The sequence below is a fragment of the Methyloligella halotolerans genome (assembly GCF_001708935.1).
Lineage (GTDB): Bacteria > Pseudomonadota > Alphaproteobacteria > Rhizobiales > Methyloligellaceae > Methyloligella > Methyloligella halotolerans.
Genome location: NZ_MASI01000004.1, coordinates 157,337 through 181,760, shown reverse-complemented (window position 1 = coordinate 181,760; position 24,424 = coordinate 157,337). Strand labels below are relative to the sequence as shown.

General features: G+C 64.1%; 21 protein-coding genes and 1 pseudogene. 8 read left to right on the top strand and 14 right to left on the bottom strand.

Annotated elements, in window-relative coordinates:
• Window positions 1–2 precede the first annotated feature (2 nt).
• Window positions 3–1,124, top strand: coding sequence for a hypothetical protein (locus A7A08_RS09295; protein WP_069095213.1), 1,122 nt, complete (start codon window positions 3–5; stop codon window positions 1,122–1,124).
• A 17-nt stretch (window positions 1,125–1,141) separates the two neighbouring features.
• Here the strand turns inward: A7A08_RS09295 and mutL are convergent, their stop codons facing one another.
• From mutL to ileS, 9 genes and pseudogenes are all read right to left on the bottom strand, one after another.
• Entirely contained in the window at window positions 1,142–2,986 is a 1,845-nt protein-coding gene (gene mutL / locus A7A08_RS09290; RefSeq protein WP_069095212.1) for a DNA mismatch repair endonuclease MutL, read from the bottom strand.
• A 74-nt stretch (window positions 2,987–3,060) separates the two neighbouring features.
• Window positions 3,061–3,246, bottom strand: a complete 186-nt coding sequence (locus tag A7A08_RS16835) for a hypothetical protein (protein ID WP_245290873.1) — start codon at window positions 3,244–3,246, stop codon at window positions 3,061–3,063.
• Entirely contained in the window at window positions 3,246–4,382 is a 1,137-nt protein-coding gene (locus A7A08_RS09285; RefSeq protein ID WP_245290860.1) for a phosphoheptose isomerase family protein, read from the bottom strand. The genes A7A08_RS16835 and A7A08_RS09285 overlap by 1 nt, the downstream gene beginning before the upstream one ends.
• Window positions 4,383–4,427: 45 nt before the next feature.
• On the bottom strand, window positions 4,428–5,696 hold the full coding sequence (locus tag A7A08_RS09280) for a M16 family metallopeptidase (protein WP_069095211.1): 1,269 nt from the start codon (window positions 5,694–5,696) through the stop codon (window positions 4,428–4,430).
• Window positions 5,697–5,717: 21 nt separating this feature from the next.
• A complete protein-coding gene (locus A7A08_RS09275) occupies window positions 5,718–7,034 on the bottom strand; it encodes a M16 family metallopeptidase (RefSeq protein ID WP_069095210.1) in 1,317 nt (438 codons plus the stop codon).
• Between the two features lie 105 nt (window positions 7,035–7,139).
• Window positions 7,140–7,487 (bottom strand): hypothetical protein, encoded by a 348-nt coding sequence (locus tag A7A08_RS09270; protein WP_069095209.1) that lies wholly within the window; start codon window positions 7,485–7,487, stop codon window positions 7,140–7,142.
• Window positions 7,487–8,020, bottom strand: coding sequence for a hypothetical protein (locus tag A7A08_RS09265; RefSeq protein WP_069095208.1), 534 nt, complete (start codon window positions 8,018–8,020; stop codon window positions 7,487–7,489). The genes A7A08_RS09270 and A7A08_RS09265 overlap by 1 nt, the downstream gene beginning before the upstream one ends.
• A gap of 132 nt (window positions 8,021–8,152) precedes the next feature.
• Window positions 8,153–8,626 carry a signal peptidase II gene (lspA, locus tag A7A08_RS15595; RefSeq protein WP_245290872.1) on the bottom strand — a complete coding sequence of 158 codons (474 nt, stop codon included), beginning with the start codon at window positions 8,624–8,626 and terminating at the stop codon, window positions 8,153–8,155.
• Between the two features lie 454 nt (window positions 8,627–9,080).
• Window positions 9,081–11,599: pseudogene (gene ileS, locus A7A08_RS09260) on the bottom strand (isoleucine--tRNA ligase); the annotation flags it as partial.
• 484 nt (window positions 11,600–12,083) lie between these two features.
• On the opposite strand from ileS, the gene A7A08_RS09250 reads away from it, so the two are divergent.
• A complete protein-coding gene (locus tag A7A08_RS09250) occupies window positions 12,084–12,677 on the top strand; it encodes a hypothetical protein (RefSeq protein ID WP_069095205.1) in 594 nt (197 codons plus the stop codon).
• A 68-nt stretch (window positions 12,678–12,745) separates the two neighbouring features.
• Here A7A08_RS09250 and A7A08_RS09245 read toward each other — a convergent pair whose 3' ends face one another.
• Together A7A08_RS09245 and A7A08_RS09240 are read right to left on the bottom strand one after the other, a co-directional pair.
• Window positions 12,746–13,699: a bifunctional riboflavin kinase/FAD synthetase gene (locus tag A7A08_RS09245; RefSeq protein WP_069095204.1), complete on the bottom strand. Its 954-nt coding sequence runs from the start codon at window positions 13,697–13,699 to the stop codon at window positions 12,746–12,748.
• A 35-nt stretch (window positions 13,700–13,734) separates the two neighbouring features.
• Entirely contained in the window at window positions 13,735–14,205 is a 471-nt protein-coding gene (locus tag A7A08_RS09240) for a MaoC family dehydratase (protein ID WP_069095203.1), read from the bottom strand.
• Between the two features lie 207 nt (window positions 14,206–14,412).
• Between A7A08_RS09240 and A7A08_RS09235 the strand changes: the two genes are divergently transcribed.
• Entirely contained in the window at window positions 14,413–14,796 is a 384-nt protein-coding gene (locus tag A7A08_RS09235) for a response regulator (protein WP_069095318.1), read from the top strand.
• A 40-nt stretch (window positions 14,797–14,836) separates the two neighbouring features.
• Window positions 14,837–15,253 carry a hypothetical protein gene (locus A7A08_RS09230; RefSeq protein WP_069095202.1) on the top strand — a complete coding sequence of 139 codons (417 nt, stop codon included), beginning with the start codon at window positions 14,837–14,839 and terminating at the stop codon, window positions 15,251–15,253.
• 1 nt (window position 15,254) lies between these two features.
• Here A7A08_RS09230 and A7A08_RS09225 read toward each other — a convergent pair whose 3' ends face one another.
• From A7A08_RS09225 to A7A08_RS09215, 3 genes are all read right to left on the bottom strand, one after another.
• Window positions 15,255–16,139, bottom strand: a complete 885-nt coding sequence (locus A7A08_RS09225) for a TIGR01459 family HAD-type hydrolase (RefSeq protein ID WP_069095317.1) — start codon at window positions 16,137–16,139, stop codon at window positions 15,255–15,257.
• Window positions 16,140–16,399: 260 nt separating this feature from the next.
• A complete protein-coding gene (locus A7A08_RS16530) occupies window positions 16,400–18,043 on the bottom strand; it encodes a hypothetical protein (RefSeq protein WP_208430606.1) in 1,644 nt (547 codons plus the stop codon).
• Between the two features lie 143 nt (window positions 18,044–18,186).
• The gene (locus A7A08_RS09215; protein ID WP_069095200.1) at window positions 18,187–18,945 is read right to left on the bottom strand and encodes a Crp/Fnr family transcriptional regulator; all 759 of its coding nucleotides are present in this window, start codon (window positions 18,943–18,945) and stop codon (window positions 18,187–18,189) included.
• A 194-nt stretch (window positions 18,946–19,139) separates the two neighbouring features.
• On the opposite strand from A7A08_RS09215, the gene A7A08_RS09210 reads away from it, so the two are divergent.
• The 4 genes from A7A08_RS09210 (at window position 19,140) to A7A08_RS09195 (ending at window position 24,394) form a co-directional block, all read left to right on the top strand.
• Window positions 19,140–20,162 (top strand): PAS domain-containing sensor histidine kinase, encoded by a 1,023-nt coding sequence (locus A7A08_RS09210; RefSeq protein ID WP_069095199.1) that lies wholly within the window; start codon window positions 19,140–19,142, stop codon window positions 20,160–20,162.
• A gap of 188 nt (window positions 20,163–20,350) precedes the next feature.
• Entirely contained in the window at window positions 20,351–20,638 is a 288-nt protein-coding gene (locus tag A7A08_RS09205) for a co-chaperone GroES (protein WP_069095198.1), read from the top strand.
• A 95-nt stretch (window positions 20,639–20,733) separates the two neighbouring features.
• Complete coding sequence (gene groL / locus A7A08_RS09200) at window positions 20,734–22,386, top strand: chaperonin GroEL (protein WP_069095197.1); 1,653 nt, start codon at window positions 20,734–20,736, stop codon at window positions 22,384–22,386.
• A gap of 235 nt (window positions 22,387–22,621) precedes the next feature.
• A complete protein-coding gene (locus A7A08_RS09195; RefSeq protein WP_069095196.1) occupies window positions 22,622–24,394 on the top strand; it encodes an ABC transporter ATP-binding protein/permease in 1,773 nt (590 codons plus the stop codon).
• The last annotated feature ends 30 nt before the right edge of the window (window positions 24,395–24,424 follow it).

Genomic DNA, 24,424 nt, shown 5'->3' with positions numbered 1-24,424 from the left:
CGATGTGTACCGCTGAGCTTAATTCGCGCGTTTGCGCGGGCTTCGTGCTTGTTGCCGCTTGTCTTCTCTTCTCGACCCTCTTCCCTGGCAAGGCCAGCGCGGAATTCCGCAGCGGCAATTGGACGGGAGATTCCTACCAGGACGAGTCCGGCCGCTTCCGCGACTGCACCATGACCACCAGCTATCGCAGCGGGACGACCATGGGGTTCGTCATCAGCCGCGACTACAATTGGGGCTTGGTGCTGCTCAACGAGACCTGGAAGCTTCGGGAAGGCTCCAGCCAGGACATCGCGATCAAGGTCGACACCCGCTACCGGTTCGACGCGGTGGCGAAGGCGGTCAGCGTCGACGGCATCGTGATCCCCCTATCGAGCGACGGCAGCATGGTGGACGCCCTGCGGGATGGCCGGGTTCTCACGGTGGTGAGTTCCTCGGGCAACGTCACCTTCGAGCTCGCAGGCACCAGCCAGGCGATCAAGGATCTCGCGATATGCGTGCGCCAGGAGCTGGACCGGGAGGCTTCGTCTGGGTCCGGCAACGACCCGTTCTTGGGCTTGCAGGCGAAAGCCGAGCCGGAAGACGACGCCCAGGCGCAGCCTCAGCCGGCCGATGAGGCAGACGATGGGGATTACAAGCTGTTCTCGGAGTCGGAGGCGGTGGTGTTCGCCTCCAACCTTCTCGCCGATGCGGGAATCACCAGCTACACGATCCTGGATCCGTCGGAGAACCCGATGGAGGGCTTCGACGTGGTCTGGACCTACAAGAGCGGCATCATCGGCGCGCTGGCCGGGTACAAGAACATGGGCGATGTCGATCTCGACAAGGCCGCCGCCCAGGTGATGGCCGATGACGGGGCGAGCTGCAAATCGGACTTCGCCTCCGGCAAGAAGGGCAGCGACAAGATCGGCGACGTGCTCGTGCGGCGGCTCTTCACGGCATGCCGTTCGGGCGATGATCCGATGGAAATCCACTACACCCTGTTCAAGACGCCGGGCGGCCAGATCCTGCAGATCGCCCATATCAGCCTCGGCCCGGCCCCGGAGGGCAGCGAGGAAGACACGCTGGCCCATGCGGACGACGCCTTCCTCAACACGGCGGTGATCTCGGAGCTGGAGCAGAAATAGGTCTACGGCGGGCGCGGCTAGCGCCTGGAGAACAGCTTCTCAATCTCCGCCATCGAAAGCTCCACATAGGTGGGCCGGCCGTGATTGCATTGGCCGGAATACGGCGTCTTCTCCATATCCCGCAGGAGCGCATTCATCTCCTCGCCGTTGAGCCTGCGCCCGGCGCGGACGCTGCCATGGCAGGCCATGGTTGCGAGCACGTGGTCGAGGCGCTCGGCGAGGAGCTGGGCGTCGGTCTCCTCGTCGCAAAGCTCGTCTGCCAGATCGGAGACCAGCCCCTTCACATCGCCCTGGCCAAGGATGGCGGGCGTCTCGCAGACGGCGATGGCTCCGCCGCCGAAGGGCTCGATGACGAGGCCGAGCAGCTCGAGCTTATCCGCCGCCTCGATCAGACGCGATGTGCGGTCCTCGTCCAGCTCGACGATCTCCGGGATCAGCAGCATTTGGCGGGCGATGCCGCCATTGGCGTAGCTCTTCTTCAGCCGCTCGTAGACCAGGCGCTCGTGGGCGGCGTGCTGATCGACGATGATCAGGGATTGCTCGGTCTCGGCGATGATGAAGGTGTCGTGGAGCTGAGCACGGGCCGCGCCGAGGGGGTAGTCGACCGGTGAGCCATTCGAGTCCGCCGCAGGTTCGGCTGCATCGCTGGGGCGGGTATCGGCGCTCGGCCGGTCGATCTCGCCCAACGGGCTTTGAGCGCGCTCGGCCATGCCATAGAGGGCGCGGTCGGACGCGCGGTAAGGTTGGCTGTATGGGGCGTTGGCGGGGGGTGCCCATCCCCCGATAGGCCCATTCACCCGTTCGCTCAGCCTGGCCAGCGCCACGTCGGACAGGGTGTTGGTTGCGCGGTGACCGGCAGCCCCCAACGCATCGCGCAAACCGGAGACGATCATCCCCCGCACGGTCTGGGCATCCCGAAAGCGCAGCTCCGCCTTGGCCGGGTGCACGTTCACGTCCACCTCGTGGGGCGGGAGCGTCACGTAGAGGACCAGGAGCGGGAAGCGGCCTGACGGGATGTAGTCGCCATAGGCGGCGCGCACCGCCCCGGCGAGGAGCTTGTCCTTCACCGGGCGCCCGTTGACGATCAGATGTTGCTGCATGCCGTTGGGGCGATGGAGCGTGGGCAGGCCGGCGAAACCCTGAAGCGTGATGCCGTTCCGGGTCAGCTTCACGGGCATGGCGTCACGCACGAAATCGTCGCCGAGAATGCGCCCTACACGGGCGAGCGCATCGTCCAGCAGGCCGGGCTGACAAGGCGAAAGGCGCAAGGATGCGCGGCTTCCGAAGGTGAGGCTTAATCCCACTTCCGGCTGGGCGAGCGCCAGGCGCTTGACGGTATCGGTGATAGCGGCCGTCTCGGCCCGTTCCGACTTCATGAATTTCAGGCGCGCCGGGGTCGCGTAGAAGAGATCGCGCACCTCGACGGTGGTCCCGCCATTGAGGGCGGCCGGCTTCAGGGGCGATTTCGCTCCTGCATCGACGGTGATCTCGTGGGCGTGGCCAGCGCCGTCCGCCCTGCTCTGAATGGTGAGGCGGGCCACGGAGCCGATGGAGGGCAGCGCCTCGCCCCGGAAGCCGAGAGTTGCGATCTGGGAGAGGGTCTCGTCGGCGAGCTTGGATGTGGCGTGGCGCTCCACGGCAAGTTGCAGATCGTCCGCGTCCATGCCGCGACCGTCATCGGCCACGCGGATCAGGCCCAGGCCGCCGCCGGTCGCCGAGATATCGATCCGGGTGGCGCCGGCATCGATGGCGTTTTCCACGAGCTCCTTCACGACGCTGGCTGGCCGCTCGACCACCTCGCCCGCCGCGATACGGTTCACGAGGTCGGGCGGGAGCTGGCGAATCTGTCCGGACACTGACATGGGCCAGGATTATCGCCTCAAATGCGGTTTGGCGAAGGGGCCGAGAAGTTTTCCACCGGTCCCCCGGACGAGGATCAAGCCCCCAGATATTTCCGGGTGAGCACCTTGCCCGCTTCGACGGCCGGCTGGTCGAACGGGTCGACGTCCAACAGGTGCGCGGAGAGGATCGTCTCCAGCATGAAATGCATGAGCAGCGCGCCGAGGGTCTTGGCGTCCAAGCTCTCGATATCGATGGTGCGGACGGCGCGGCCAGCCTCGATCAGAGCCTCTGGGATGGCCTTCTGCTGGGCGGCGACGAGGTCGCCCGCGGTCTTGCCGGCGAGGTAGTCGGCATGGGCCGTCTTGGCGAGGTCCGGCGCGATGCGCGGCCCCGTGCCGGCGCCGCCGGGGCGAAGCACGGTGATGAGGTGCTGCTCGGCCCCATCAAGGTAGAGCTGAAGCTGGCTATGCTGGTCGACCGGGCCTTGGGCCGCCACCGGCGTGGTGCCTTCGCCGGATTTGCCGAGGCTCTCGCCCCAGAGCTGGACGAACCAGGCGGCGAAGTGGCCGAGCTATCCGAGTAGGGCAGCATGATGGTCGCCTTCACGCCCTTCTCCTTGGCGAGGCCGATCTGAAGCGCGGCGCCGATGGCGGGGGCGAAGTCCCTGGGGTTCTTGTCGCTCATGAGCGCGGAGATGACTTGGCCGGCGCCCTCGCGGATTTCGACCGGATCGATGCCCCGGGCGAGCGCGGCGAGAAGGCCTGTATTCGTCAGGGCCGAGAAGCGGCCGCCGATGCCCGTATCGTGGGGCAGGGTCGGGATGCCGAACGCATCGCAAAGATCGCGCAGGCCGTTCTTCTTGCCGTCCTGGGCGGGCTCAGTGAGGCCGAGGAAGAGCTGATCGGCCTTGTCTTCCAGCCCGGCGTGGCGCACGGCCTGAAGGGCTGCCATGGACTGCACCAGGGTCTCCGGCGTGCCGCCGGATTTGGAGATCAGGATGAAGCGGGTGGTCTCGAGGTCGAGATTGGCGAGCGCGCGCTCCAAGGTGCGGGCGTCGAGATTGTCGTAGAAGCGCGTTCGGGGATTGGGTCCGGACCGGCCGCCATTGTCGCCGGGAATGTCCCAACCGCCGAGCTGGGCGATAGTCTGGCCGCCGAGGCTGGAGCCACCGGTGCCGAAGAAGACGATGGTCTTTGCGCCCTCGGTGAGCTTTTCAAAGGCTTCACGCATCGGCTCGATATCGTCACGCCGTTCGGCCACGCGGAGGATCGGCAGGGAGCCGGACTCATAAGCCTCATGGAGCGAGTGCATGCGGGGGCCGAGCTTCTCCAGATACTGGTCGAGCACGGTGTCCGAAAGACCGCCCGCGCCGATGCTCTGCTCCAGACAGCCGTCGATGCCTTGCTTGAATGCCATGTCGCCCTGCCCTGCTTTCGATTTCCGCTGATGTTTTTCTTTGCGCTACGCCATCGCGTGCGCCGGATCGGGCACGGCCTCGACCGGCTTGCCGACGATGGTGGTGATCAGCCGGTCGGCGTCGAGCATGCGATGGGCGACCCGCTTGACCTCGTCGAGGGTCACCGCCTCGATCAGTCCGTTCCGCTCGTGAACGTAATCGACGCCAAGACCCTCCACTTCCAGGAAGAGAAGCTGGTTCGCGATGGAGCTGGAGGAATCGAAGCGGAGCGCATAGGCACCGGTGAGGTAGCGCTTGGCGTCCTCGAGCTCCTCTTCGGTGGGGCCTTCGCGCGCGATGCGCGAAAGCTGCTCCTTGATGACGTCCAGGGATTCGCCGACCGCCTCGTTCTTGGTCGCCACGCGGCCCATGAAGACGGCCGCGTGCTGGAACGGGAAGAGATGGGAATTCACCGAGTAGGCCAGCCCTCGCTTCACGCGGACCTCCTCCATGAGCCGGCTGTTAAAGCCGCCTCCGCCGATGATGTAGTTGAGCACATAGGCCGGCAGAAAGTCGGGATCGGCGCGCATGACGCCCTGCAAACCGAACTGCACGATGGATTGGGGAATGTCCATCTCGACCACCTCGCGCACGGGGCCTGCCGCAAGGGTGGCATCGGGCACGGGCGCGAGCTGGGATTTCTCCGGCAGACCACCGAAGATGTGGTCGAGATCCTTGGCCAGGGTCTCGGGATCGATATCGCCGACGGCCACGACGATGAGATTATCGCGGGCGAAAACTCGATCGGCGTAGCCTTTGAGATCATCCGGCATGATCGACGGCACGGTCTCGAAGCTACCCTTTATGGGCAGGCCGTAGGGATGGCCCGCGAAGGCCAGCTCGCTCCAGGCGCGCGACGCCACGTTCACCGGGTTGTTCTGATCCAGCTTCAGGCCGGCGAGGATCTGCCCCTTCACACGCTCGGTTGCGTCTTCATCGAAGCGGGGTTCGGTGAGCACGGTCTTCAGAAGATCGAAGGCCTCCTCCTTCCGCGCCGTCAGGGTCTGATAGCTGCAGGTGACGAGGTCGCGGGCGGCGTTGAAGTCCATATGGACGGCCAACTCCTGCTCCCTCTCCTGGAAGGCGGCGGCATCCATGTCGCCCGCGCCTTCATCCATCATGCCGGTGACGAAATAGGCCAGCCCGCTCTTGCCTTGCGGATCCTGGGCGGAGCCGCCGCGAAAGGCGAAGCGGAGGGCGATCAGCGGGTTGTCGTGATGCTCGACCAGAAAGGCCGTGATCCCGCCGGGGCTGGTGATGCGTTGAATATCCATGGGATCGGCTGAACGAGGTCTCTAAGCGGCGAGGGATTCGGCGGAGGGTTCTAGGATGCCGGTCACGGAACGCGCCGGATCCAGATAGGTTGCCGCCACCTTTTCGATATCGGCAACGGTGACCTCGTCGATCCGCGCCGGCCAGGCTTCGATCTGGTCCAGGGTCAGGCCTGCGGAGAGGAAGCCGCCGTAATGGCCGGCAAGCTCGTCCTGGCTATCCGCGGCATAGACGAACTGGGCGAGGTAGGACGATTTGGCCCGATCGAGATCGGCTTGGGTGACGCTGCCCTGGCGGAGCTCGGCGATGAAGCGCGTCATAGCCTCTTCGAGCTGCTCGGCGGTCACGCCCTCCGCGGCAATGGCATCGAAAGCCAGCATGCCGGCATCGCGCAGCGGACGGACATAGCCGCCGCCGGCGGTGGCCGCCAACTTCTCCTCCACCACGAGGCGGCGGTAGAGCTTGCCCGCCGCGCCGCCGGTGACGATGCGCATCATGAGATCGAGAGCCTCGGCCTCGCCAGGCTTAGCCGAAGGATAGCTCGGAACGGGGAAATAACGCTGCACGGTGATGCGGCCGGCGCGCGGATCAGCAAGTTGGATGACGACGGGCTCGGAGGGAGCTGCCGTGACGGGCCGCACGCGGACCGGCTCCAACGTCTCGCTCGCGGGAATCGAACCGAAATTCTCTTCCGCCAGCTTGCGCACCTCGTCGGGCGTCACGTCGCCGGCGATCACCAGCACGGCGTTGTTGGGCGCGTAGTAGCGCTTGTAGAACGCGACCGCGGCTTCGGGCGAGAAGCCCTCGATTTCCTCATACCAGCCGATCACCGGGATGCCGTAAGGATGCCCGGGAAAGAGTGCCGCCATCATGCGCTCCTGTAGGATCGCATTCGGAGCGTTCTCGACGCGGGAGCGGCGCTCCTCGAGCACCACGTTCCGTTCGCTTTTCACCTCATCATCGGAGAAGCGCAGATTGCTCATCCGGTCGGCTTCCAGGGCCATGACCGTGGGAAGGCGGTCGCGGGCGACGCGTTCGAAATAGGCGGTCACATCGTTGCGGGTGAAGGCGTTGAACTCGCCGCCATTGCGCGCCACGACCTTGGCGAACTGGCCGGGCGGGTTTGCCTCGGTGCCTTTGAACATCAGATGCTCGACGAAATGGGCAAGGCCCGAGATGCCTTTGGGATCGTCGGCGCTGCCGACCTTGTACCAGAGCATCTGGGTGGCGACGGGGGCGCGGTGATCGGGGATCACGATCACCTGCAGGCCGTTATCGAGGAAGAACTCGTGGACCTTGCGCGCAGACACGCTGTCTTCGGCGCTCAACGCCTCAGACATGCCAAAAGTGCTGGCGGAGCGGGGCTTTGCGGGCCCACCATGAACAGATTTCGTCATGGGCAAGGTGATAGCACGGAAGCCGGAGCGGTACACCTAACGGATCGGTCATTGACCCACGGTTTCGGGGCGGCATTTGGAGCTCCAGCTCCAATCCGCCGTGGATTCGTCGCCCGGCAGGCAGTCGCCGGCATCGTCGACTTCCGGCGGCTTCTCGACCGGCGCGCCGATGGGCTTGATGCAGATGGCATGGCCGGTCACGGGATTGACCTCGGCGATCTCGCATTTGGGCTTCGCCGGGTCGCCGGAAGCGTCTTCTGAAGCGCTTTGTCCAACGGTGTCCTGCTGAACGTCCTGGGCAGGCTTTTGGCTCGTCGCGGCCTCTTCAGCCAGCGCCGATGTAAGCGGTCCGCAGAGCAGCGCGATGACGAGAACGGCGCCCTGCCGGAATGCCATTAAAGACCTCGATACGAGCCGTCGTTGACGGACTGATATGTGGAAGCCTTCGGCTCTTCCTCCTCCTCGTCCCGGGTGAGCGGGGTCGGGCCCTCGGTGGGAGGCTTATAGGCATTACGCTGCGGCGCGCCCTGGGACCGGCTGTTGACCGGCGGAATGGAGGCGGAGGGATCCGGCTCCGGCACTGCGGCAACCTCGGCGGTCTCTTCCTTGTCGCGGCCGAAAAGCTTGTCCAGCAAGGTGGGCTTGCCGGCATAGGGGTTCAGCGCGTCCTGGGTCTCGGCGGTCTTCTTCTCTTCCTCGCGGCGCTGCTGCTCGGCCTCGCGGGCGGCAACCTCGGGGTTCGTCGGCCAGCTCGCCGGCGTGGCCGGCCCGGAGCCGGGCGGCGGAAGATGGTTTGTGTTGGGCGGGATGACGAGGGGCGCGCGCTCGGACATCTGCACGTCCTCCTGCTTGCGTTCGCCCGAAAGGCCCGCATAGTCGAAGATCTTGCCCTGGAACTCGACGCCGCCGCAGCCGCCAAGGGTGAGCACGCAACCTGAAAGGCACGCAGCCGCCACTCCGCGCGCAAAGCGCGAGTTCGCAGAAATTCCGGCTCTCAGCAGGCGTTGCCCCACAATTCCCTCAAAAGTCGGCGGAAAAACTCGTTTCAGACCGAGATTTTCTTACAGTTTAGAACGGTTTGAGACCTTTTTATGGTGCGCGAACAAAGAGTCATAAAGAAGGCCGACGACCCCGGCAACCACCCAGCAATCGGCCAGATTGAACACGTACCAGTCGAAGCCGAAGATCTGCATGGAGTAGAAATCGGCCACCGCCCCATAGGCGATGCGGTCGATGGCGTTGCCGATGGCGCCTCCGATGATGAGGCCGACGGAGATGGCGGCGAGCCGCGTCTCCAGGCGGAACAGCCATAGGGCCAGCCCGATGGAGACGCCGAGGGCGAACACGATGAGCGCCCAGCGGCCGAAATCGGAGTCCTGCTGCAGCAGGCCATAGCTGATGCCGCGGTTCCAAACCATGACGAGGTCGAAGAACGGGGCAAGGGTCACCGGCGCCTTCTCGGCGATGTCGTATGAGAAGATCAGCCACAGCTTGTTTGCCTGATCGAGGATCAGGGAGACGAGGGCCACGATCATACCGAGCCTGAAATTCGCCCACTGAATGACCGGCGCCGGACCTGCGTGCTCGGCCTCTTCCCGCTCCATCGCCATCTTCGTCCCCTATTCCGCCGCTTCCGCAGCCTTGCGCTTTTCGAACTGGCGGACGCCTCGGCGTCACGTGGGCTGAGATCGGGGAAATCCGGATCGCTGCCGACATCTTCGGAGATCTTCCAGGAGCGGGCGCATTTGCGTCCCTCAGCCAGCTCGACCTCGACGGCCACGCCCGCCACCTCGTCCAGACGGAAGGCATCCTCCGGTCCCTCGCCCATGAGGAGGCGGGCGCGGAGGTGATGAAGATCTCCGCCGGATCGAGGCCGGAGAGCGCGGCACGCAACTCCTGATAGGCGATATAGACCTTGGGCGCGGCATCGAGGCTGGCGCCGATGCGCCGCTCGCGGCGCTCGATCTCCAGGGCGCCGGTCACCACGCGCCGGATCTGGCGCACCTTGCGCCATTTCCGGTCCAGCTCCTCGTCGAGCCATTCTTCCGGAATGTCCGGGAAGTGGCGCAGGTGGACGGAGCCTTTGTCGCTCGGGAACCGGTTCAGCCAGGCCTCCTCCATGGTGAAGCAGAGCATGGGGGCCAGCCAGGCCGTAAGGGTCGTGAAGAGCTGATCGAGCACAGTCAGGGCAGCCCGGCGCGTCGGGCTGTCATAGGGCTCGCAGTAGAGCGCATCCTTGCGGAGATCGAAGTAGAACGCCGACAGATCGTTGACGCAGAAATTGAACAGCATCTGGAAGACGCGCTTGAAGTCGAAGGCGTTGTAATTCGCCCGGACCTGGACATCGAGCTCCGCCAGCCGGTGCAGCATGTAGCGCTCCAGCTCGGGCATGTCGCCGGGGAAGACGCGCAGATCCTGCCTGTAATGGGCGAGATTGCCGAGCATGAAGCGGACCGCGTTGCGCAGCTTGCGGTAGGCGTCGACATTGGCCTTCAGGATCTCAGGCCCGATGCGAAGATCTTCCCAATAGTCGGAGGACATGGCCCAGAGACGCAGGATCTCCGCGCCGGACTGCTTGATGACGTCCTGGGGTGCGGTGGTGTTGCCGGCCGACTTGGACATCTTGCGGCCCTGCTCGTCCATGGTGAAACCGTGAGTGAGCACGGCGTCGTAAGGCGCGCGGCCGCGGGTGCCGCAGGACTCCAGAAGCGAGGACTGGAACCAGCCGCGATGCTGGTCGGAGCCTTCGAGATAGAGCGAGGCGGGCCATTGCAGGTCTTCGCGCTGCTCCAGCACGAAGGCGTGGGTGCAGCCGGAATCGAACCAGACATCGAGGATGTCGTCGACCTTCTCCCACTGGGCCGGATCGTCCACCAGGCCGCTGAGGAAGCGCTCCTTGGCGCCGTCGGCGAACCAGGCATCGGCGCCCTCGGTGCGGAACGCCTCCGTGATACGGGCAACGAGTTCCTCGGAATGGCCGAATTTCGGGCCCGGCGCGATCTCGCCCCGTTCGGGATGACGGAAGACGGTGATGGGCACACCCCAGGCGCGCTGGCGGGAGACGACCCAGTCTGGCTTGGACTCCACCATGCCGCGCAGGCGGTTCTCGCCCGAAGCCGGCACGAAGCGGGTCTCGCGGATGGAGCGGAGCGCGCGATCGCGCAAGCTATCCACGCTGCCCTCGATGGGCTCGTCCATGGCGATGAACCATTGAGGCGTGTTGCGGAAGATCACAGGCTTCTTGGAACGCCAGGAATGGGGATAATCGTGGCGGAGCTTGCCACGGGCCACCAGGGCATCGGCATCCTTCAGGGCTGCGATGACGGTCTCGTTGGCATCGCCCTTCTCGCCCTTGTCGTTCAGCACGCGTTTGCCCGTGAAGCCCTTCGCCTGGTCGGTGAAGAAGCCTCCAGCGTCCACGGTGAAGGGGATCGCGGTGTCGATGCCGCGCTCTTCCAACAGACGCTTCTTGTCTTCCCAGAGCTCGAAATCCTCCATGCCATGGCCGGGTGCGGTGTGCACGAAGCCGGTACCGGTCTCGGCGGTCACGTGGTCGCCGGGAAGAAGTGGAACACGGAAATCGTAACCTCGCCCACTCAACGGATGGGCTGCGTGCGAGTACTTAAGAGTATCAGGAGAAACCGAGTTCAGGCGCTGCCACTCTTCGATCCGCGCTGCAGTCTTCAGATTCTCCGAAAGGGAATCCGCAACAATCAGTCGGTCTCCAACTTTTGCCCAGTTGTCATCCGGCGCAGCCGTCACCTCGTAGAGGCCGTATTCGATATTCGGCGAATAGGCGATGGCCCGGTTGCCTGGGATGGTCCAGGGCGTCGTGGTCCAGATGACGATGGAGGCGCCAAGGAGCTCATGAGGATCGAGATTCCCGGAGCTGGCTCCGGTCAAAGGAAACTTCACGAAGATCGTATCGGAGACGACCTCCTGATACTCGACCTCGGCCTCGGCGAGGGCGGTCTTCTCGACGACGGACCACATGACCGGTTTGGAGCCGCGATAGAGGGTGCCGTTGAGGGCGAACTTCATCAGCTCGGCGGCGATGGTCGCCTCGGCCTCGAACGCCATGGTCGTATAGGGATTGTCCCAGTCGCCGAGCATGCCCAGCCGCTGGAATTCCTCGGACTGGATCTTCACCCATTTCTCAGCGAATTCCCGGCAGACGCGCCGGAAGGAGTTGATCGGGATCTCGTCCTTGTTCTTGCCCTTGTCGCGGAAACCCTCCTCAACCTTCCACTCGATGGGGAGCCGTGGCAGTCCCAGCCCGGCACGTAGGGCGCATCCTTGCCCATCATGCCCTGGGAGCGGACGACCACGTCCTTCAACGTCTTGTTGAGGGCATGTCCGATATGAAGATGGCCGTTGGCGTAGGGCGGACCGTCGTGAAGCACGAACTTGCCGCGCCCCTTCGCTTCTTCGCGAAGGCGGTCGTAGAGCCGGATCTCGTTCCAACGGGCGATGAGCTCCGGCTCGCGCTGCGGAAGCCCGGCCTTCATGGGGAAGTCGGTCTTGGGCAGAAAGAGCGTGTCGCTCCAGTTGCGTCCCGACTCTTCCTTGGAGCCGGAGGCTGGCTCCGCCGTCTTATTTGAGGCAAGCTCTGATTTATCGGCTGGTGGAGTTGTCATCTTTGAAGAATTTCTTTGAAGCGATGGATCGGGCCTTGGCGGTCTGGGATCCGACGGAGGCCGGGAAGCCTTACGAGAGGCATGATCCCGCGCCGGAGTCGACTTCGCCTGAATCTTACGGGGAGGCTTCTTACCCGCTCCCGACGCATTCGTCTCCCCCAGCTTGGACGCAGCCTTCTTACTGGCAGGCTTCCGAACCGCGGACGTCACCTCCGCAGATCTGGCCTCAGTCGGTTTCGCCGCAGACGTCCTGGCCTGAGGTTTGGCAGCGGATGATGGGGATTTCGCCTGCGAAACCGCCGCTTCCGCCCGCCTTGGCGTGGGCCGAGCCTTTCGTGCAGCCTTGGTTTGACGCTTGGCTTTGCTATTGGGAGCGGTATTTTCCCTGGCTGCGGCCCTGCTTCCAGACGTTCCAGCCGCCTTGGATGAGCTTTTGGCTGTCGTCTTCGGCGCTTTCACCGCCGTCTTCGTTGGCTCAGTCTGCTTTGGACCGCTCTTGGTCTTCTTCCCAGCAGACGCCTTTGCAGCAGTGGATGGCTTTTTGGACGCCGCAGGGACCTGGCGCTCGGACTTCGTTGTCTTCTTCGCTGACTTGGTCTTATCCTTGGCCTTGGTCTTCGCTCCCGTCGCTGCCCGGTTTGCCGGCGGCGCAGCCAGCGACTTCGGCGATGCCTTCCCAGCCTTTTTGGTGGCTGGACGCTTGGACGCCACCTTCTTTTTCGCTGCCTTCTCGACAGCAGTCGTCATGGCCGCGGAACTCTTTACCGCCGAGATTGCCTTGGTGGTGGCCCGCGCAGCACTAGACTTCCGGCTTTTTACCGGCGCCTTGTCATCCGCCTTGGCAGATGCAGCTTTGCCGGCGGCGCGCTTTTTAGGCGCCGCATCATCCTTCGCCATGATGGGTATGCTTCGGTTCGCGTCGTCGGGCTCGAAACTCAACGCCTTCTAGCAACCGCGCACAGGACAATCCAGTAGAGACGGTGCCCCATGAGCTGGGCCGGTCCGGATGGGTGTTGGCTAGATCCCGCCGGCAACAGGGCTCTTCGGGGCGGTGCGCAACACCTGCTCGATTTCCTTGCAGTCGAGGTCCATCTGCTCCGACAGGGCTTCCGGCGTCTCGTAGGTCCGGTCCTCGCGGATATGGTCGATGAACTGGATCTCGACGGTCTTGCCATAGAGATCGCCATCGAAATCGAACAGGAACGCTTCGAATATCGGCGCTCCCGAATCGAAGGTGGGGCGCTTGCCCAGATAGCCCGCCGCATCGTAGGGCTGGCCATCGACGACGACCCGCACGGCATAGATGCCGTGGGCCAGATCCTGGCCCGGGTGGAGTTTGAGATTGACGGTCGGAAAGCCGAGACCCTTGCCGCGGCCGGCGCCGGATTCCACGGGCCCGCGGATACGCCACCAATAACCGAGGGTCCCGGCGGCCTCGCGGACCTCCCCGCGGCGCAGATGATCCCTGGCGCGGCTGGAGGAATAGGTGCCGCCCTCCCCGGTAACGGGCTCGACCACGGTCACGTCGAAGCCGAGCTCGGCGCTCAGGCGCTTCAGATCCTCGGTCGAGCCGCTGCGGCCCTTGCCGTAATTGAAATCGTAGCCGACGACGACGTGGCTGGCGCCGATGCCTTCAGCGATCACCTGCTTGGTGAAGTCGTCGGCGCTTAGGGCCGATAGCACTGCATCGAAATCGAGGACGATGACCTCATCCAGGCCGAGCTCGGACAAGAGCTCCAATTTCACGGGCAGCGGCGTGAGGCGGAAGAAAGGCTTCTCGGGCGCGAAGAATTCGACCGGATGGGGCTCGAACAGGATGGCGCCGGATTTGCGGCTCTCGGCGCGGGCAATATCGATGGCGCGGCGGATCACGGTCTGATGACCGCGATGCACGCCGTCGAAGTTGCCGATGGCAACCACCGAATCCCTCACCGTAGCCGGCACGTCGCGCCAGCCGTGAACCACATCCATCTTACAAATACCCCCAGTTCCGTGCGGTGAGGGCTCTACCGCTTCTTGTTGCGGCTGTCGACCATCACGACGGCAATACCGGACAACACGGCCTTTCCGTCCACGCTGCAAACGCAGTTCAAGACGACCCGGCGCTTGTCGGGATCCAGGCCCTGGATGGTCACGGTCGCCGTAACCTCATCGCCGAGATAGACCGGCGCCATGAACTTCAGGTCCTGGCCGAGATAGATGCAGCCGGGCCCGGGCAGCTTGGTGCCGAGCACCGTAGAGATCAAGCTGCCGGTCAGGAAGCCGTGAGCGATGCGCTTTTTGAAGATTGTGCCACCGGCGAACTCGTCGCTGAGGTGGACGGGATTGACGTCGCCCGACAGTACGGCGAACTCATCGACATCCTTCTCGGAGATGACCTTGGAGAAGCTTTCCTCCATGCCCTCCTTCAGATCCTCAAAATAGTAGCCGTGGCCCAGAGTTTCGGATTTGGCCTGGGCAGTCGGGGTGTCTTGCATCGCGTGGTCCTTCCTTGGCGGTCGGCGCGCAAACTACAGAAGCACCCGACGCACTGCAAACGGCAGCTTCGCACCCTTAACGGTCCGTTCACGGCAATGGCTTAGTCTTATTCACTTTAGCGATGACGCGAGGGAAAGCCGATGGTGCTCTTGGGGGACCCGCAACTGGCCAGCTACAACGCAAGCCTCGGGCATGGTGGACGCAAGATGAGCTTTGATCCGAATATGCGCGTTCTGGTGGTGGACGATTACCGGACCATGGTCCGCATCATCCGCAATCTCCTTCGACAGCTTGGTTTCACCAATGTCGACGAAGCATCCGACGGGAGCGCCGCTCTCAACATGATGCGGGAGAACGATTACGGCCTGGTGATCTCGGATTGGAACATGGAGCCGATGACCGGCTACGAGTTCCTGCGTGAGGTTCGCGCCGACAACTCTCTTCAAAAGACGCCGTTCCTGATGGTGACGGCAGAATCCAAGGCGGAAAACGTCGTGGCGGCCCGGCATGCCGGGGTCAACAGCTACATCGTTAAGCCGTTCAACGCCACCACGCTGCGCGCCAAGATCGAAGCGATCTTCGGCAAGTAGGCGTCGGCACGTAGTCAAGTAAGTCGAGTGCAGGGACGAAATGGGTCAGAAGATCGCTTCCGAATGGCGTGGCCGTGACGGCTCTCGGGCCGAGGCAGAAATCCCGGCCGATGAAATGGCGCAGCTTGCGGAGGCCCTTCGCGATCTGCAGGCCATCCGGACACGGGCCAATACCGCGGCAGAACAGATTTTGAGCGCCTGCGAAGGCCTGCTGGAAAGCCTCGATTCCGCCGACGCTGGCGACCGTCAGGCGGCTGCCGAAGCGGCTGCGATCGAGATCATGACCGCCTGCGGATTCGAGGATCTGGTCGGGCAGCGGGTCACCAGCGCGACGGCCATCGTCAAGTTGCTCATGTCGAAGCGGCTGGAAGCCATGATCCCCACGGCAGAGGCCGAAGCTCAGGACGAGCGCCTGAGTCAGGCCAGCGTCGACGCCATGTTCGGCGACAAGAGCTGAACTAGGCCAGCTTCCGCATGGCGGCGACAGGCAGCTGCTGATCGGCGAAGAGCCTCGTCAGCAGAGCTCCATCATACAGCACATCGTCGGATGGCTCGGAAAGGTCGCCGCCGTCTGCGGTCGCAATCGTCTTCAGGTCCGATGCATGCAATCCGCCGGCGATGAAGAGCGCATCCAGCTCCGCCTCCGCCGCACCGCGCATATCCGTATTGATGCCGTCGCCCACAGCGAGAATTTCACGGGGCGCAAGCTGGCGACCGGCGAGATCCCCGAGCTTCTTCAGGGCCAGCTGATAGATCGGCTGATAGGGTTTGCCCGAATAGCTGACCTCCCCTCCGAAATCCTCATACAGATCGGCGAGGGCACCGGCGCAGTAGACCAGCTCGTCGCCGCGCTCGACCATATGATCCGGGTTGGCGCAGAGCATGAGAAGCTTACGCGCGGCAAGATTGCTCAGGAGATCGTTGTAGTCCGCCGGCCCCTCGACATCGTCGTTGAAGAGGCCCGAGCAGACGATGAGCTCGGCGTCTTCGTGATCGACGAGGCGCACATCCAGACCCGTGAAGATCGGCTTGTCGCGCTCCGGACCGAGGTGAAAGACCTTCACCCCCGGACGCTTCTCCAGCTCGTGCCGCGTCAGGTCGCCGGATGTGAGAGTGTCGTCGTAAGCGCTCTCGATGACACCCAGGGCGCCGAGCTGGGTCTGAACCTCGGGACTTGGGCGGGGCGAGTTCGACAGCAGCAGCACGATGCCGCCCTGTGCGCGATACCCTGCCGTAGCTGCAACCGCCGCCTCGTTGGCGCTGATTCCGTCATGCATGACACCCCAGATATCGACGATCCAGGCGGGATAGCGATGCCCGAACTCCGCGATGCTATCGAGCATCTTGATCGGCGGCCGGGCGGAGGATTCGTTCGATGAGGGGGCGCTGGTTTCCATGAAGCCCTAATGCGGGGAGGCGGCCCGCCCGTCAAGAGGATGGGTTATCCCAATTTTCCGGGAGTTTTTTCCGATCGAGCAATGGGCGCTGAATGTGGCTTTAATTCAGACGGCTTGCCGGCCGGTGGTCATGATGACGCGGTAGGCCGCAATTCCCGGACGCGGGACGATCAGACGTCCCCCTTAAATTTGCCGGCGGTGCCAGATCAGGTCTTGCGGCGGTCCGGATCGCCTGTCTCTTCCAGATCCTCCGCGTCATCCGGATCGCTGTCTTCTTCCGACTCGCCGTTCCGATCCTGCTCCTCCTCAAGGTTGGACAGCTCCTCGGCAATGAGATCGGTCAGCACCAGCTCCTCATGTTCCTCGACATGCTCATGCTGCTCGACGTGCTCATGTTCTTCGACGTGCTTATGGGGCTCGAACGCCTGGGAAACCCGTTGATCGGGCTCCAGCGTTTCCTCCGGCGGCGCACCCACGCCCCGGTCCGATGCTTCGATCTCCGCCGCCTCGACACGTTCGAGATCGGCTTCGACGAGATCGGCCTCTTCGGGAGCGGCCTCGTCCGGCGGTCCGTCATGGGGAGGCCCCTCAGGAGCGTCAGCATCGTCAGCCTCCTCAACCGGGGGGGCCGTGTGAAGCTCGGCGTCGAGCCGCGTTCCGGGCTCCACGATGGGCTCATGGGTTTCGATCATAGCCGGCTCATCGGGTTCGCCAGCTTCCTCGGCGGCCACTTCGGCTTCCTCGGCGGCCACTTCGGCTTCCTCGGCGGCCACTTCGGCTTCCTCGGCGGCGGTCTCCGCCGTGGCCGCGGCCAGTTTCTCGCCTTCGTCCTCAATGGTGTCGTTGGTGTCTTCGGGCGCCAGGCGCTCGTCACCTAAGGTGCCGGACGTGGAGATCTCGTCGGCAAGAGCCTCATCCAGAGCTGCGTCCTCGGCCCTCACCTCTTCGGCTGTCGCCTCTGCCACGGTTGGCGAAGCGTCGCCCGTGGCGCTCTCGGGAGCCGGCTCGCCGGGCGCGGCGCCATCTTCCAAAGCGTCTTCCCAGCCATCCTCATCCCAGCTGTCGGCATCGCGATCGGCGAGCTTCTCGGTCTCGTCCCAATCTTCCTGCCAGGCGCCCGCCTCGTGCCGCTGGGGCTCGGCCTCGGCGGTCATGTCGATGGGCTCGATCTCGTCCTCATCCGCCTCGTCTTCGGCGTTCACAAGCTCGGCGGTCTCTACTGCCGCCGCCTCGGCCGAGCGATCGGTCTGGAGAAAATCGATCGGCTCGAAATCCTGAGCGACCGCGCCCTCCTCGCTCGCCTCTGCGGCGATCCGGGGTCCGTCCTCGCTGCCGTCGCTCGCGGCGAGATCGATGGAAAGCTGCTTCATGAGGCGCTCGAGCACGCGCAGCTCCGTATTCAACTCCTCGCGCTGGGAGCGCGCTTCGGTCTCGAGCTCGGCGCGCAAGCTCTCAAGCCGCGACTGCATGGTCTCCATGTCCGAAGACAGGCGTGAGAGGTTCGCCGCCTCGAAGTTGCTCAACGTCCGGTCGAACTGCTCGATCTTGTCGGTGAGGAGGTCCAGCCGCGCGACGTCGTCCTCCATCTTGTCGATGCGCTGAAGGTCGCCGTCGATGATCTCAAGCGCCGCTTCGAAGTCATCCATTCGCTCCGCGTCGGCGCCTTGGGCGAAGCGCGTCATCAGAATGTGGGAGGTGACCATGAGCATCAGGATGGCCAAGCCGGAGATCACGGCGGGGAGCGTCCCGATGCTGGTATGCACCATGAGCGCCGCGGCAAAGGCCGCGGCGGTCACGAACATGGCGAACATCACTACGGCATCGAGAAGGAGACTGCCTCGGCGGTCCATTGATCCTCCATGATCTTCCATGTCCGGGCCTCTACGTCCGGGCCCTTATGTCTGGGTCATGCATGTCCCGCAGGCCGGCGCGCAACCGCTCCTTGTTAGCAGCCGGTGCGGACAAGGCCAAGCGGCAGGCGCAACCATGCGGTCTAGAGCAGCGGACGCTCGCGGCGGTCCTCGAGGTCGAACCCGCCCAACTCCGCCAGGGCGCCGAGATTGGGGGAGCGGAACAGGCCATGCTCCCACTCGATCAGACCGTCGGCGGTGAGGCGCCGGAGAATCTTGTTGGTGTGGACCAAGGAGAGGCCGAGCGCATCGGCCAGATGCTGCTGGGTGAAGGGAAAGCGCACCCGCCCCTCCACCGAGAGGCCGACTTCCGAGGCGCGGATATACAAATGGGTCAGATAATAGGCGGCGCGCTCCCGGGCGGTGCGCCGGCCAAGGCTCAGGAGATGCTCGTCGAGCACCCGCTCCTCGCGGGCCGCGAGCCATGTCACATCGAAGGCGAGGCGGGGACTGCGGGCAAAGAATTCCGTGAGCTTCTTGCGGGGAAACGTGCAGAACGAGGCCGCTGTCAGCGACTCCACCGAATGGTCCATCTCGTCGTCGAGGGTGGATTGGAGCCCGATGAAATCGCCCGGCAGGATGAAGTTGATGATCTGGCGCCGCCCGTCGGAAAGCGTCTTGTAACGGAAGCTCCAGCCGGACAGCACCGTAAAGAGCTGATCCGATTGAACCCCTTCGGAAAACAAGGTCGCGCCGCCTTCGACGCTGAACTCGCCGATCTTGAACTCCGACAGCAGATCCACCTCGCCATCGCTGAGCGGCTGAAACACCGCGCAGTCACGCAAGGGGCACCTGTCGCAGGGCACCTTATAGTCAACAGCGAACTGAGCGACCAAACCCATGGGCGCAATCATCTCCTCGGGCGCGCGGCACCCTAAAGTTGAGCACTATGTCTTAGTTGAAAGACGCGGCTTTCGGGAAGTCCTTAAAGTGAAGACCTCTTACTTGTCGAAGTCAATTCGCGCAGGCCCGAGGACGAAGGCTCCACGGGCGCTGCGAGCACGCCGCAGCAGACGCGGCGAGAATGTAGCACATCATGATGACCGAGGAGGAATTTGCCGCTCTTCCCGAAGACGGGAATGAGCCTTTCGCCAGCGCGCACCAGATGCATGGGGCGCTGGACGCGGGCGGAGTCGGCCTCTGGGAGATGTGCTTCGCCGATGAGCGCGTCGCCTTCAACGATGCCGCCTGCCGGGTGATGGACCTTCCCCACGGCGCCGATTTCGTGAGCTTCGCGGAGTTCGAGCAAACGATCCACTCCGAGGATCTGGCGGAGTTCCAGCGCTCGCTGCAACTCGCCATAGGCAGCGACGGGGAAATCGCCATCGAATTCCGCCTCAACGGGCGCGATCCACGGTTCACCCAATGGGTTTGCTTTTCGGGTCGCGTCACGGAGCGGGATACCGGCCGCCCGGTGAGGGCCGCGGGCGTCGTGCACGATGTGACCGACCGGCGCTTCGAGCAGGAGGCGAGCGACCTGCTCAACCGGGAGCTGGCCCATCGCATGAAGAACCTGTTCTCGGTGGTCGGCAGCATCGCGGCGGTGAGCGCAGAGAGCCACCCGGAGGCGAAGCCTTTCGTGCAGACCTTCCAGTCGCGCCTGAACAGCTTGGCCGCGGCCCACGACCTCCTGAAGGAGCGGCAGTGGCTTTTCATGCCCCTCGAAGACCTGGCAGGCCGCGTGGTCGAGCCCCTCGGTGTGCTGAACCGCATTCACATCGATGCCGGCGACCTGATGTTCGGCGATTACGATATGCAGACCCTGGTGCTCGTGCTCCATGAGCTGGCAACCAACGCATTGAAATACGGGGCCCTTTCCAATGATGAGGGCAGCGTCGCGTTGCGCTTTGAAAGTCTGCAGGAGGATCCGAACTCCCATGAGATCCTCATGACGTGGCAAGAGATCGCCGGTCCGCCCGTGATCGCGCCGACGGATCGCGGCTTCGGCATGACCCTGCTCGACCGGTTGGCGAAGCGGCATGGCCACGACGCGCCGGTCGTGGAATGGCACGAGTCCGGCCTCTTCTGCCGTCTGCGGTTTCGCGCCGGCGCCCGCTAGAAGACGCTCCTTCATCCGCGCTTCACCACGTTGGTATCAAGCCGGCGCCGGACGGAGCGCTTTTGCCCCCCTTCCTTGACAGTGGAGCGGCCGAAACGTTATCCCGGCCACGACTTGGCACTCACCCCTGGTAAGTGCCAGCAGCCCACCCTATCTCGCAAGCAGAGACCATTTGAGGGAGTGCAATCATGCAGTTTCGTCCTCTCCACGACCGTGTCGTGGTGAAGCGGCTCGAAGAAGAGCAGAAAACCAAAGGCGGAATCATCATTCCGGATTCGGCGGCCGAGAAGCCGCAGACCGGCGAGATCGTCGCAGCGGGCCCTGGCGCGCGCGGCGAGGACGGCAAGGTTCAGGCTTTGGACGTGAAAGTCGGCGACAAGGTCGTGTTCGGCAAGTGGTCGGGCACCGAGGTCAAGATCGACGACCAGGAGCTCCTGATCATGAAGGAGTCCGACATAATGGGCGTTCTGGGCTAGCCGATCGGGCCGCACACCCTCTATTGCGCCTCCCCGCCGGTCTGGCGGGCCCTGTCGAGGCGGATTTGCAAATTTTCAGAATGGAGTAAGCGCCAATGGCAGCTAAAGACGTGAAATTCGGTGCAGATGCGCGAGAGCGCATGCTGCGCGGCGTCGATACCTTGGCCAATGCCGTCAAGGTCACGCTTGGCCCCAAGGGCCGCAACGTGATCCTCGAGAAATCCTTCGGCGCGCCGCGTTCGACCAAGGACGGCGTCACCGTCGCGAAGGATATCGAGCTTGAGGATAAGTTCGAGAACATGGGCGCGCAGATGGTGCGCGAGGTCGCCTCGAAGACCAACGAGACCGCCGGTGACGGCACCACGACCGCGACCGTGCTCGCCCAGTCGATCGTCCGCGAAGGCCTGAAGGCCGTGGCCGCGGGCATGAATCCGATGGATCTGAAGCGCGGCATCGACAAGGCCGTGACCGAGGTCATCGCCGATATCCGCAAGAGCTCGCAGAAAGTCTCCGGCTCTTCGGAGATCGCCCAGGTCGGCACGATTTCCGCCAATGGCGAGAAGTCCATCGGCGACATGATCGCCGAAGCCATGGGCAAGGTCGGCAATGAAGGTGTGATCACGGTCGAAGAGGCCAAGAGCCTCGAGAGCGAGCTCGAGGTCGTGGAAGGCATGCAGTTCGACCGCGGCTACATCTCGCCCTACTTCATCACCAATGCCGAGAAGATGGTGGCGGATCTCGAGAACCCGTACATCCTCATCTGCGAGAAGAAGCTGACCGGCCTGCAGCCGATGCTTCCTCTGCTCGAGGCGGTGGTTCAGTCGGGCCGTCCGCTGATGATCATCGCCGAGGATATCGAAGGCGAGGCCCTGGCCACCCTCGTGGTCAACAAGCTGCGCGGCGGCCTGAAGGTCGCGGCGGTGAAGGCCCCCGGCTTCGGCGATCGCCGTAAGGCCATGCTGCAGGACATCGCCGTCCTGACCGGCGGCCAGGTGGTTTCCGAGGATCTCGGCATCAAGCTCGAGGGCGTCACCCTGGACATGCTGGGCAGCGCCAAGCGCGTCAACATCACCAAGGACGACACGACCATCGTCGACGGTGTGGGCGACAAGAGCGAGATCGAGGCCCGCGTTGCGCAGATCAAGGCGCAGATCGAAGAGACCTCTTCCGATTACGACAAGGAGAAGCTGCAGGAGCGTCTGGCCAAGCTCGCCGGCGGTGTTGCGGTGATCCGCGTCGGCGGTGCCACCGAGGTCGAGGTGAAGGAGCGCAAGGATCGCGTCGACGACGCGCTGAACGCGACCCGCGCGGCTGTCGAAGAGGGCATCGTCCCCGGCGGCGGCACGGCGCTTCTGCGCGCTTCCAAGGTGCTCACCATCACCGGAGACAACGAAGATCAGGAAGCGGGCATCAACATCGTCCGCCGGGCGCTCCAGGCGCCTGCCCGTCAGATCGCCGAGAATGCCGGCGTCGAGGGCTCCATCGTTGTCGGCAAGGTGCTGGAGAACAACGAGGCCACGTACGGTTACGACGCCCAGAAGGACGAGTACGGCAATCTCGTGGAGCGCGGCATCATCGACCCGACCAAGGTCGTGCTCACCGCTCTGACCGATGCCGCCTCCGTCGCGGGTCTGCTGGTCACCACCGAAGCCGGTGTGGCCGAGTCCCCGAAGGACGAGTCGGCTCCGGCCATGCCGGGCGGCGGCATGGGCGGAATGGGTGGCATGGGCGGCATGGACATGATGTAGCCCATCGCCTCACCATTCGAGACGATTATGGAGGGCGGCTCTTCGGAGCCGCCCTTTTTCGTGGGCAACCGCCCAATCGGGCGCCGGCAACCTTACGCAACCTTAATCCGCTAGCGCTTGCTTTCGGCGCGCGGCTCACTGAAAACTCGATCCGCGCTATCCCGAACGCGGCCCCTGCCCGCCTCGACGGCGTGAACGTCTTCTGCCTCAAGCGGTCTTCCGGAGCATCGCCCCTATGGCGGGATTTTCCCAAGCAGCAAAAGATTTTGCGCGCATTGCCCTACCCTATTTCAAAGGGGAAGACCGGTGGGCCGGACGGATCCTGCTCAGTGTCGTGGTGGCGCTACAGCTCTTCCAGGTCTTCCTGAGCGTCCAGTTCAATACCTGGTACCGGAACTTCTACAACGCCTTGGAGACGAAGGACTGGGATACCTTCATCTACCAGCTCGGCGTCTTCACCGCGCTAGCCACGTTCTTCATCGTCGCGGCGGTCTACGAACTTTATCTGCGCCAATGGCTCCAGATCCGCTGGCGTGCCTGGCTGACGGACAAGTACATGGCGCGCTGGCTGGAGGCGGGCACCCATTACCGCATGCGGCTCCGGGGCGACCAGATCGACAACCCCGATCAGCGCATCGCCGAAGACGTGCGCTCCTTCGTGGTGACGACGATCAGCATCGGTCTCGGGCTCCTGAGCTCCGTGGTGACGCTGATCTCGTTCGTGGCAATCCTCTGGGGCCTCTCCGCCGACCAGCCGCTGGTGATCGGCTCGTGGTCCATGGAGATCCCCGGCTATCTGGTCTGGGCCGCCCTGCTCTATGCGATCCTCGGCACATGGCTGACCCATTTGATCGGCTATCCGCTGATCCGCCTCAATTACGATCAGGAGCGCTACGAAGCCGATTTCCGTTTCTCGCTGGTGCGCCTGCGGGAGAACGCCGAGGAGGTCACGCTGCTGTCCGGCGAGGAGGTCGAGCGCGAGGGGCTGAAGGAGCGCTTCGGCCACGTCATCCAGAACTGGTACGACATCATGACTCGGATGAAGAAGCTCACCTTCTTCACCGCCGGTTACGGTCAGGCGGCGACGATATTCCCCTTCGTGGTGGTGAGCCCGCTCTATTTCTCCGGCGCCATGACGCTGGGCGGGCTGATCCAGATCTCCCAGGCGTTCGGTAAGGTGCAGGACTCTCTGTCCTTCTTCGTGGACGCTTACGACAACATCGCGAACTGGAAGGCCATCCAGGACCGGTTGAGCGGGTTCGAGCGGTCGCTCGCCTGGGCCAAGTCGCTCGACGAAGAGCACGAGGTCAGCCTCAAGCAGGCCGAAGCCTCCGATCACGACTCCCTGCGCGCGCGAGACGTGGTGGTGGCCCTGCCCACGGGCCGCGATCTAGTGCGGGTCTCGGACTTCTCCGTGAAGCCGGGCGAGAAGGTCCTCGTCACGGGCACGTCCGGCTCCGGCAAGACAAGCCTATTCCGGGCGCTGGGCGGCGTATGGCCGTTCGGCGAGGGCCGGATCGAGCTGCCGCGGGAGGGCGACGTTCTGGTGCTCCCGCAGCAGGCCTATATGCCCCTCGGCACACTACGCCGGGCCGTTACCTATCCCGCAGCCGAGACGGCCTATCCGCCGGCAGAGGTGGAGGAGGTGCTCAGTGCCGTGGGGCTGGGCAAGCTAACGAATCAGCTCGACGAAACGGCCTATTGGGCCGATCTCCTGTCGGGCGGCGAGCAGCAGCGGCTGTCCATCGCCCGCGCCCTGCTCCAGAAGCCCCAGTGGCTGCTGCTGGACGAAGCGACCAGCTCCATCGACGAAGAATCTGAGGAGCAGCTCTACCGGCTGCTGCTGGACCGGCTGCCCGATACGGCCATCGTGTCGATCGGCCATCGCTCGGGGCTCTCGGTCTTCCACGACCGGTTCTATCACCTGACCCCGGACGAGAACGGCGATCACCATCTGCGGCCGAAGGAGACCGGCGGCGGACCGCGCCCGGCCGGCGAACCGGCTTAGGCGATCCCACCAATCAATGGTGTCATCGTC

What these genes read in the sequence shown, in the direction of transcription:
- A7A08_RS09295 (WP_069095213.1), top strand. Translation starts at nt 3, where the DNA reads ATGTGTACCGCTGAGCTTAATTCGCGCGTTTGCGCGGGCTTCGTGCTT.
- A7A08_RS09205 (WP_069095198.1), top strand. Translation starts at nt 20,351, where the DNA reads ATGCAGTTTCGTCCTCTCCACGACCGTGTCGTGGTGAAGCGGCTCGAA.
- A7A08_RS09235 (WP_069095318.1), top strand. Translation starts at nt 14,413, where the DNA reads ATGAGCTTTGATCCGAATATGCGCGTTCTGGTGGTGGACGATTACCGG.
- A7A08_RS09240 (WP_069095203.1), bottom strand. Translation starts at nt 14,205, where the DNA reads ATGCAAGACACCCCGACTGCCCAGGCCAAATCCGAAACTCTGGGCCAC.
- A7A08_RS09225 (WP_069095317.1), bottom strand. Translation starts at nt 16,139, where the DNA reads ATGCTCGATAGCATCGCGGAGTTCGGGCATCGCTATCCCGCCTGGATC.
- groL (WP_069095197.1), top strand. Translation starts at nt 20,734, where the DNA reads ATGGCAGCTAAAGACGTGAAATTCGGTGCAGATGCGCGAGAGCGCATG.
- A7A08_RS09285 (WP_245290860.1), bottom strand. Translation starts at nt 4,382, where the DNA reads ATGGCATTCAAGCAAGGCATCGACGGCTGTCTGGAGCAGAGCATCGGC.
- A7A08_RS09230 (WP_069095202.1), top strand. Translation starts at nt 14,837, where the DNA reads ATGGGTCAGAAGATCGCTTCCGAATGGCGTGGCCGTGACGGCTCTCGG.
- A7A08_RS09275 (WP_069095210.1), bottom strand. Translation starts at nt 7,034, where the DNA reads ATGTCTGAGGCGTTGAGCGCCGAAGACAGCGTGTCTGCGCGCAAGGTC.
- mutL (WP_069095212.1), bottom strand. Translation starts at nt 2,986, where the DNA reads ATGTCAGTGTCCGGACAGATTCGCCAGCTCCCGCCCGACCTCGTGAAC.
- A7A08_RS16530 (WP_208430606.1), bottom strand. Translation starts at nt 18,043, where the DNA reads ATGGACCGCCGAGGCAGTCTCCTTCTCGATGCCGTAGTGATGTTCGCC.
- A7A08_RS09245 (WP_069095204.1), bottom strand. Translation starts at nt 13,699, where the DNA reads ATGGATGTGGTTCACGGCTGGCGCGACGTGCCGGCTACGGTGAGGGAT.
- A7A08_RS09215 (WP_069095200.1), bottom strand. Translation starts at nt 18,945, where the DNA reads ATGGGTTTGGTCGCTCAGTTCGCTGTTGACTATAAGGTGCCCTGCGAC.
- A7A08_RS09270 (WP_069095209.1), bottom strand. Translation starts at nt 7,487, where the DNA reads ATGGCATTCCGGCAGGGCGCCGTTCTCGTCATCGCGCTGCTCTGCGGA.
- lspA (WP_245290872.1), bottom strand. Translation starts at nt 8,626, where the DNA reads ATGATCGTGGCCCTCGTCTCCCTGATCCTCGATCAGGCAAACAAGCTG.
- A7A08_RS09280 (WP_069095211.1), bottom strand. Translation starts at nt 5,696, where the DNA reads ATGGATATTCAACGCATCACCAGCCCCGGCGGGATCACGGCCTTTCTG.
- A7A08_RS09210 (WP_069095199.1), top strand. Translation starts at nt 19,140, where the DNA reads ATGATGACCGAGGAGGAATTTGCCGCTCTTCCCGAAGACGGGAATGAG.
- A7A08_RS09195 (WP_069095196.1), top strand. Translation starts at nt 22,622, where the DNA reads ATGGCGGGATTTTCCCAAGCAGCAAAAGATTTTGCGCGCATTGCCCTA.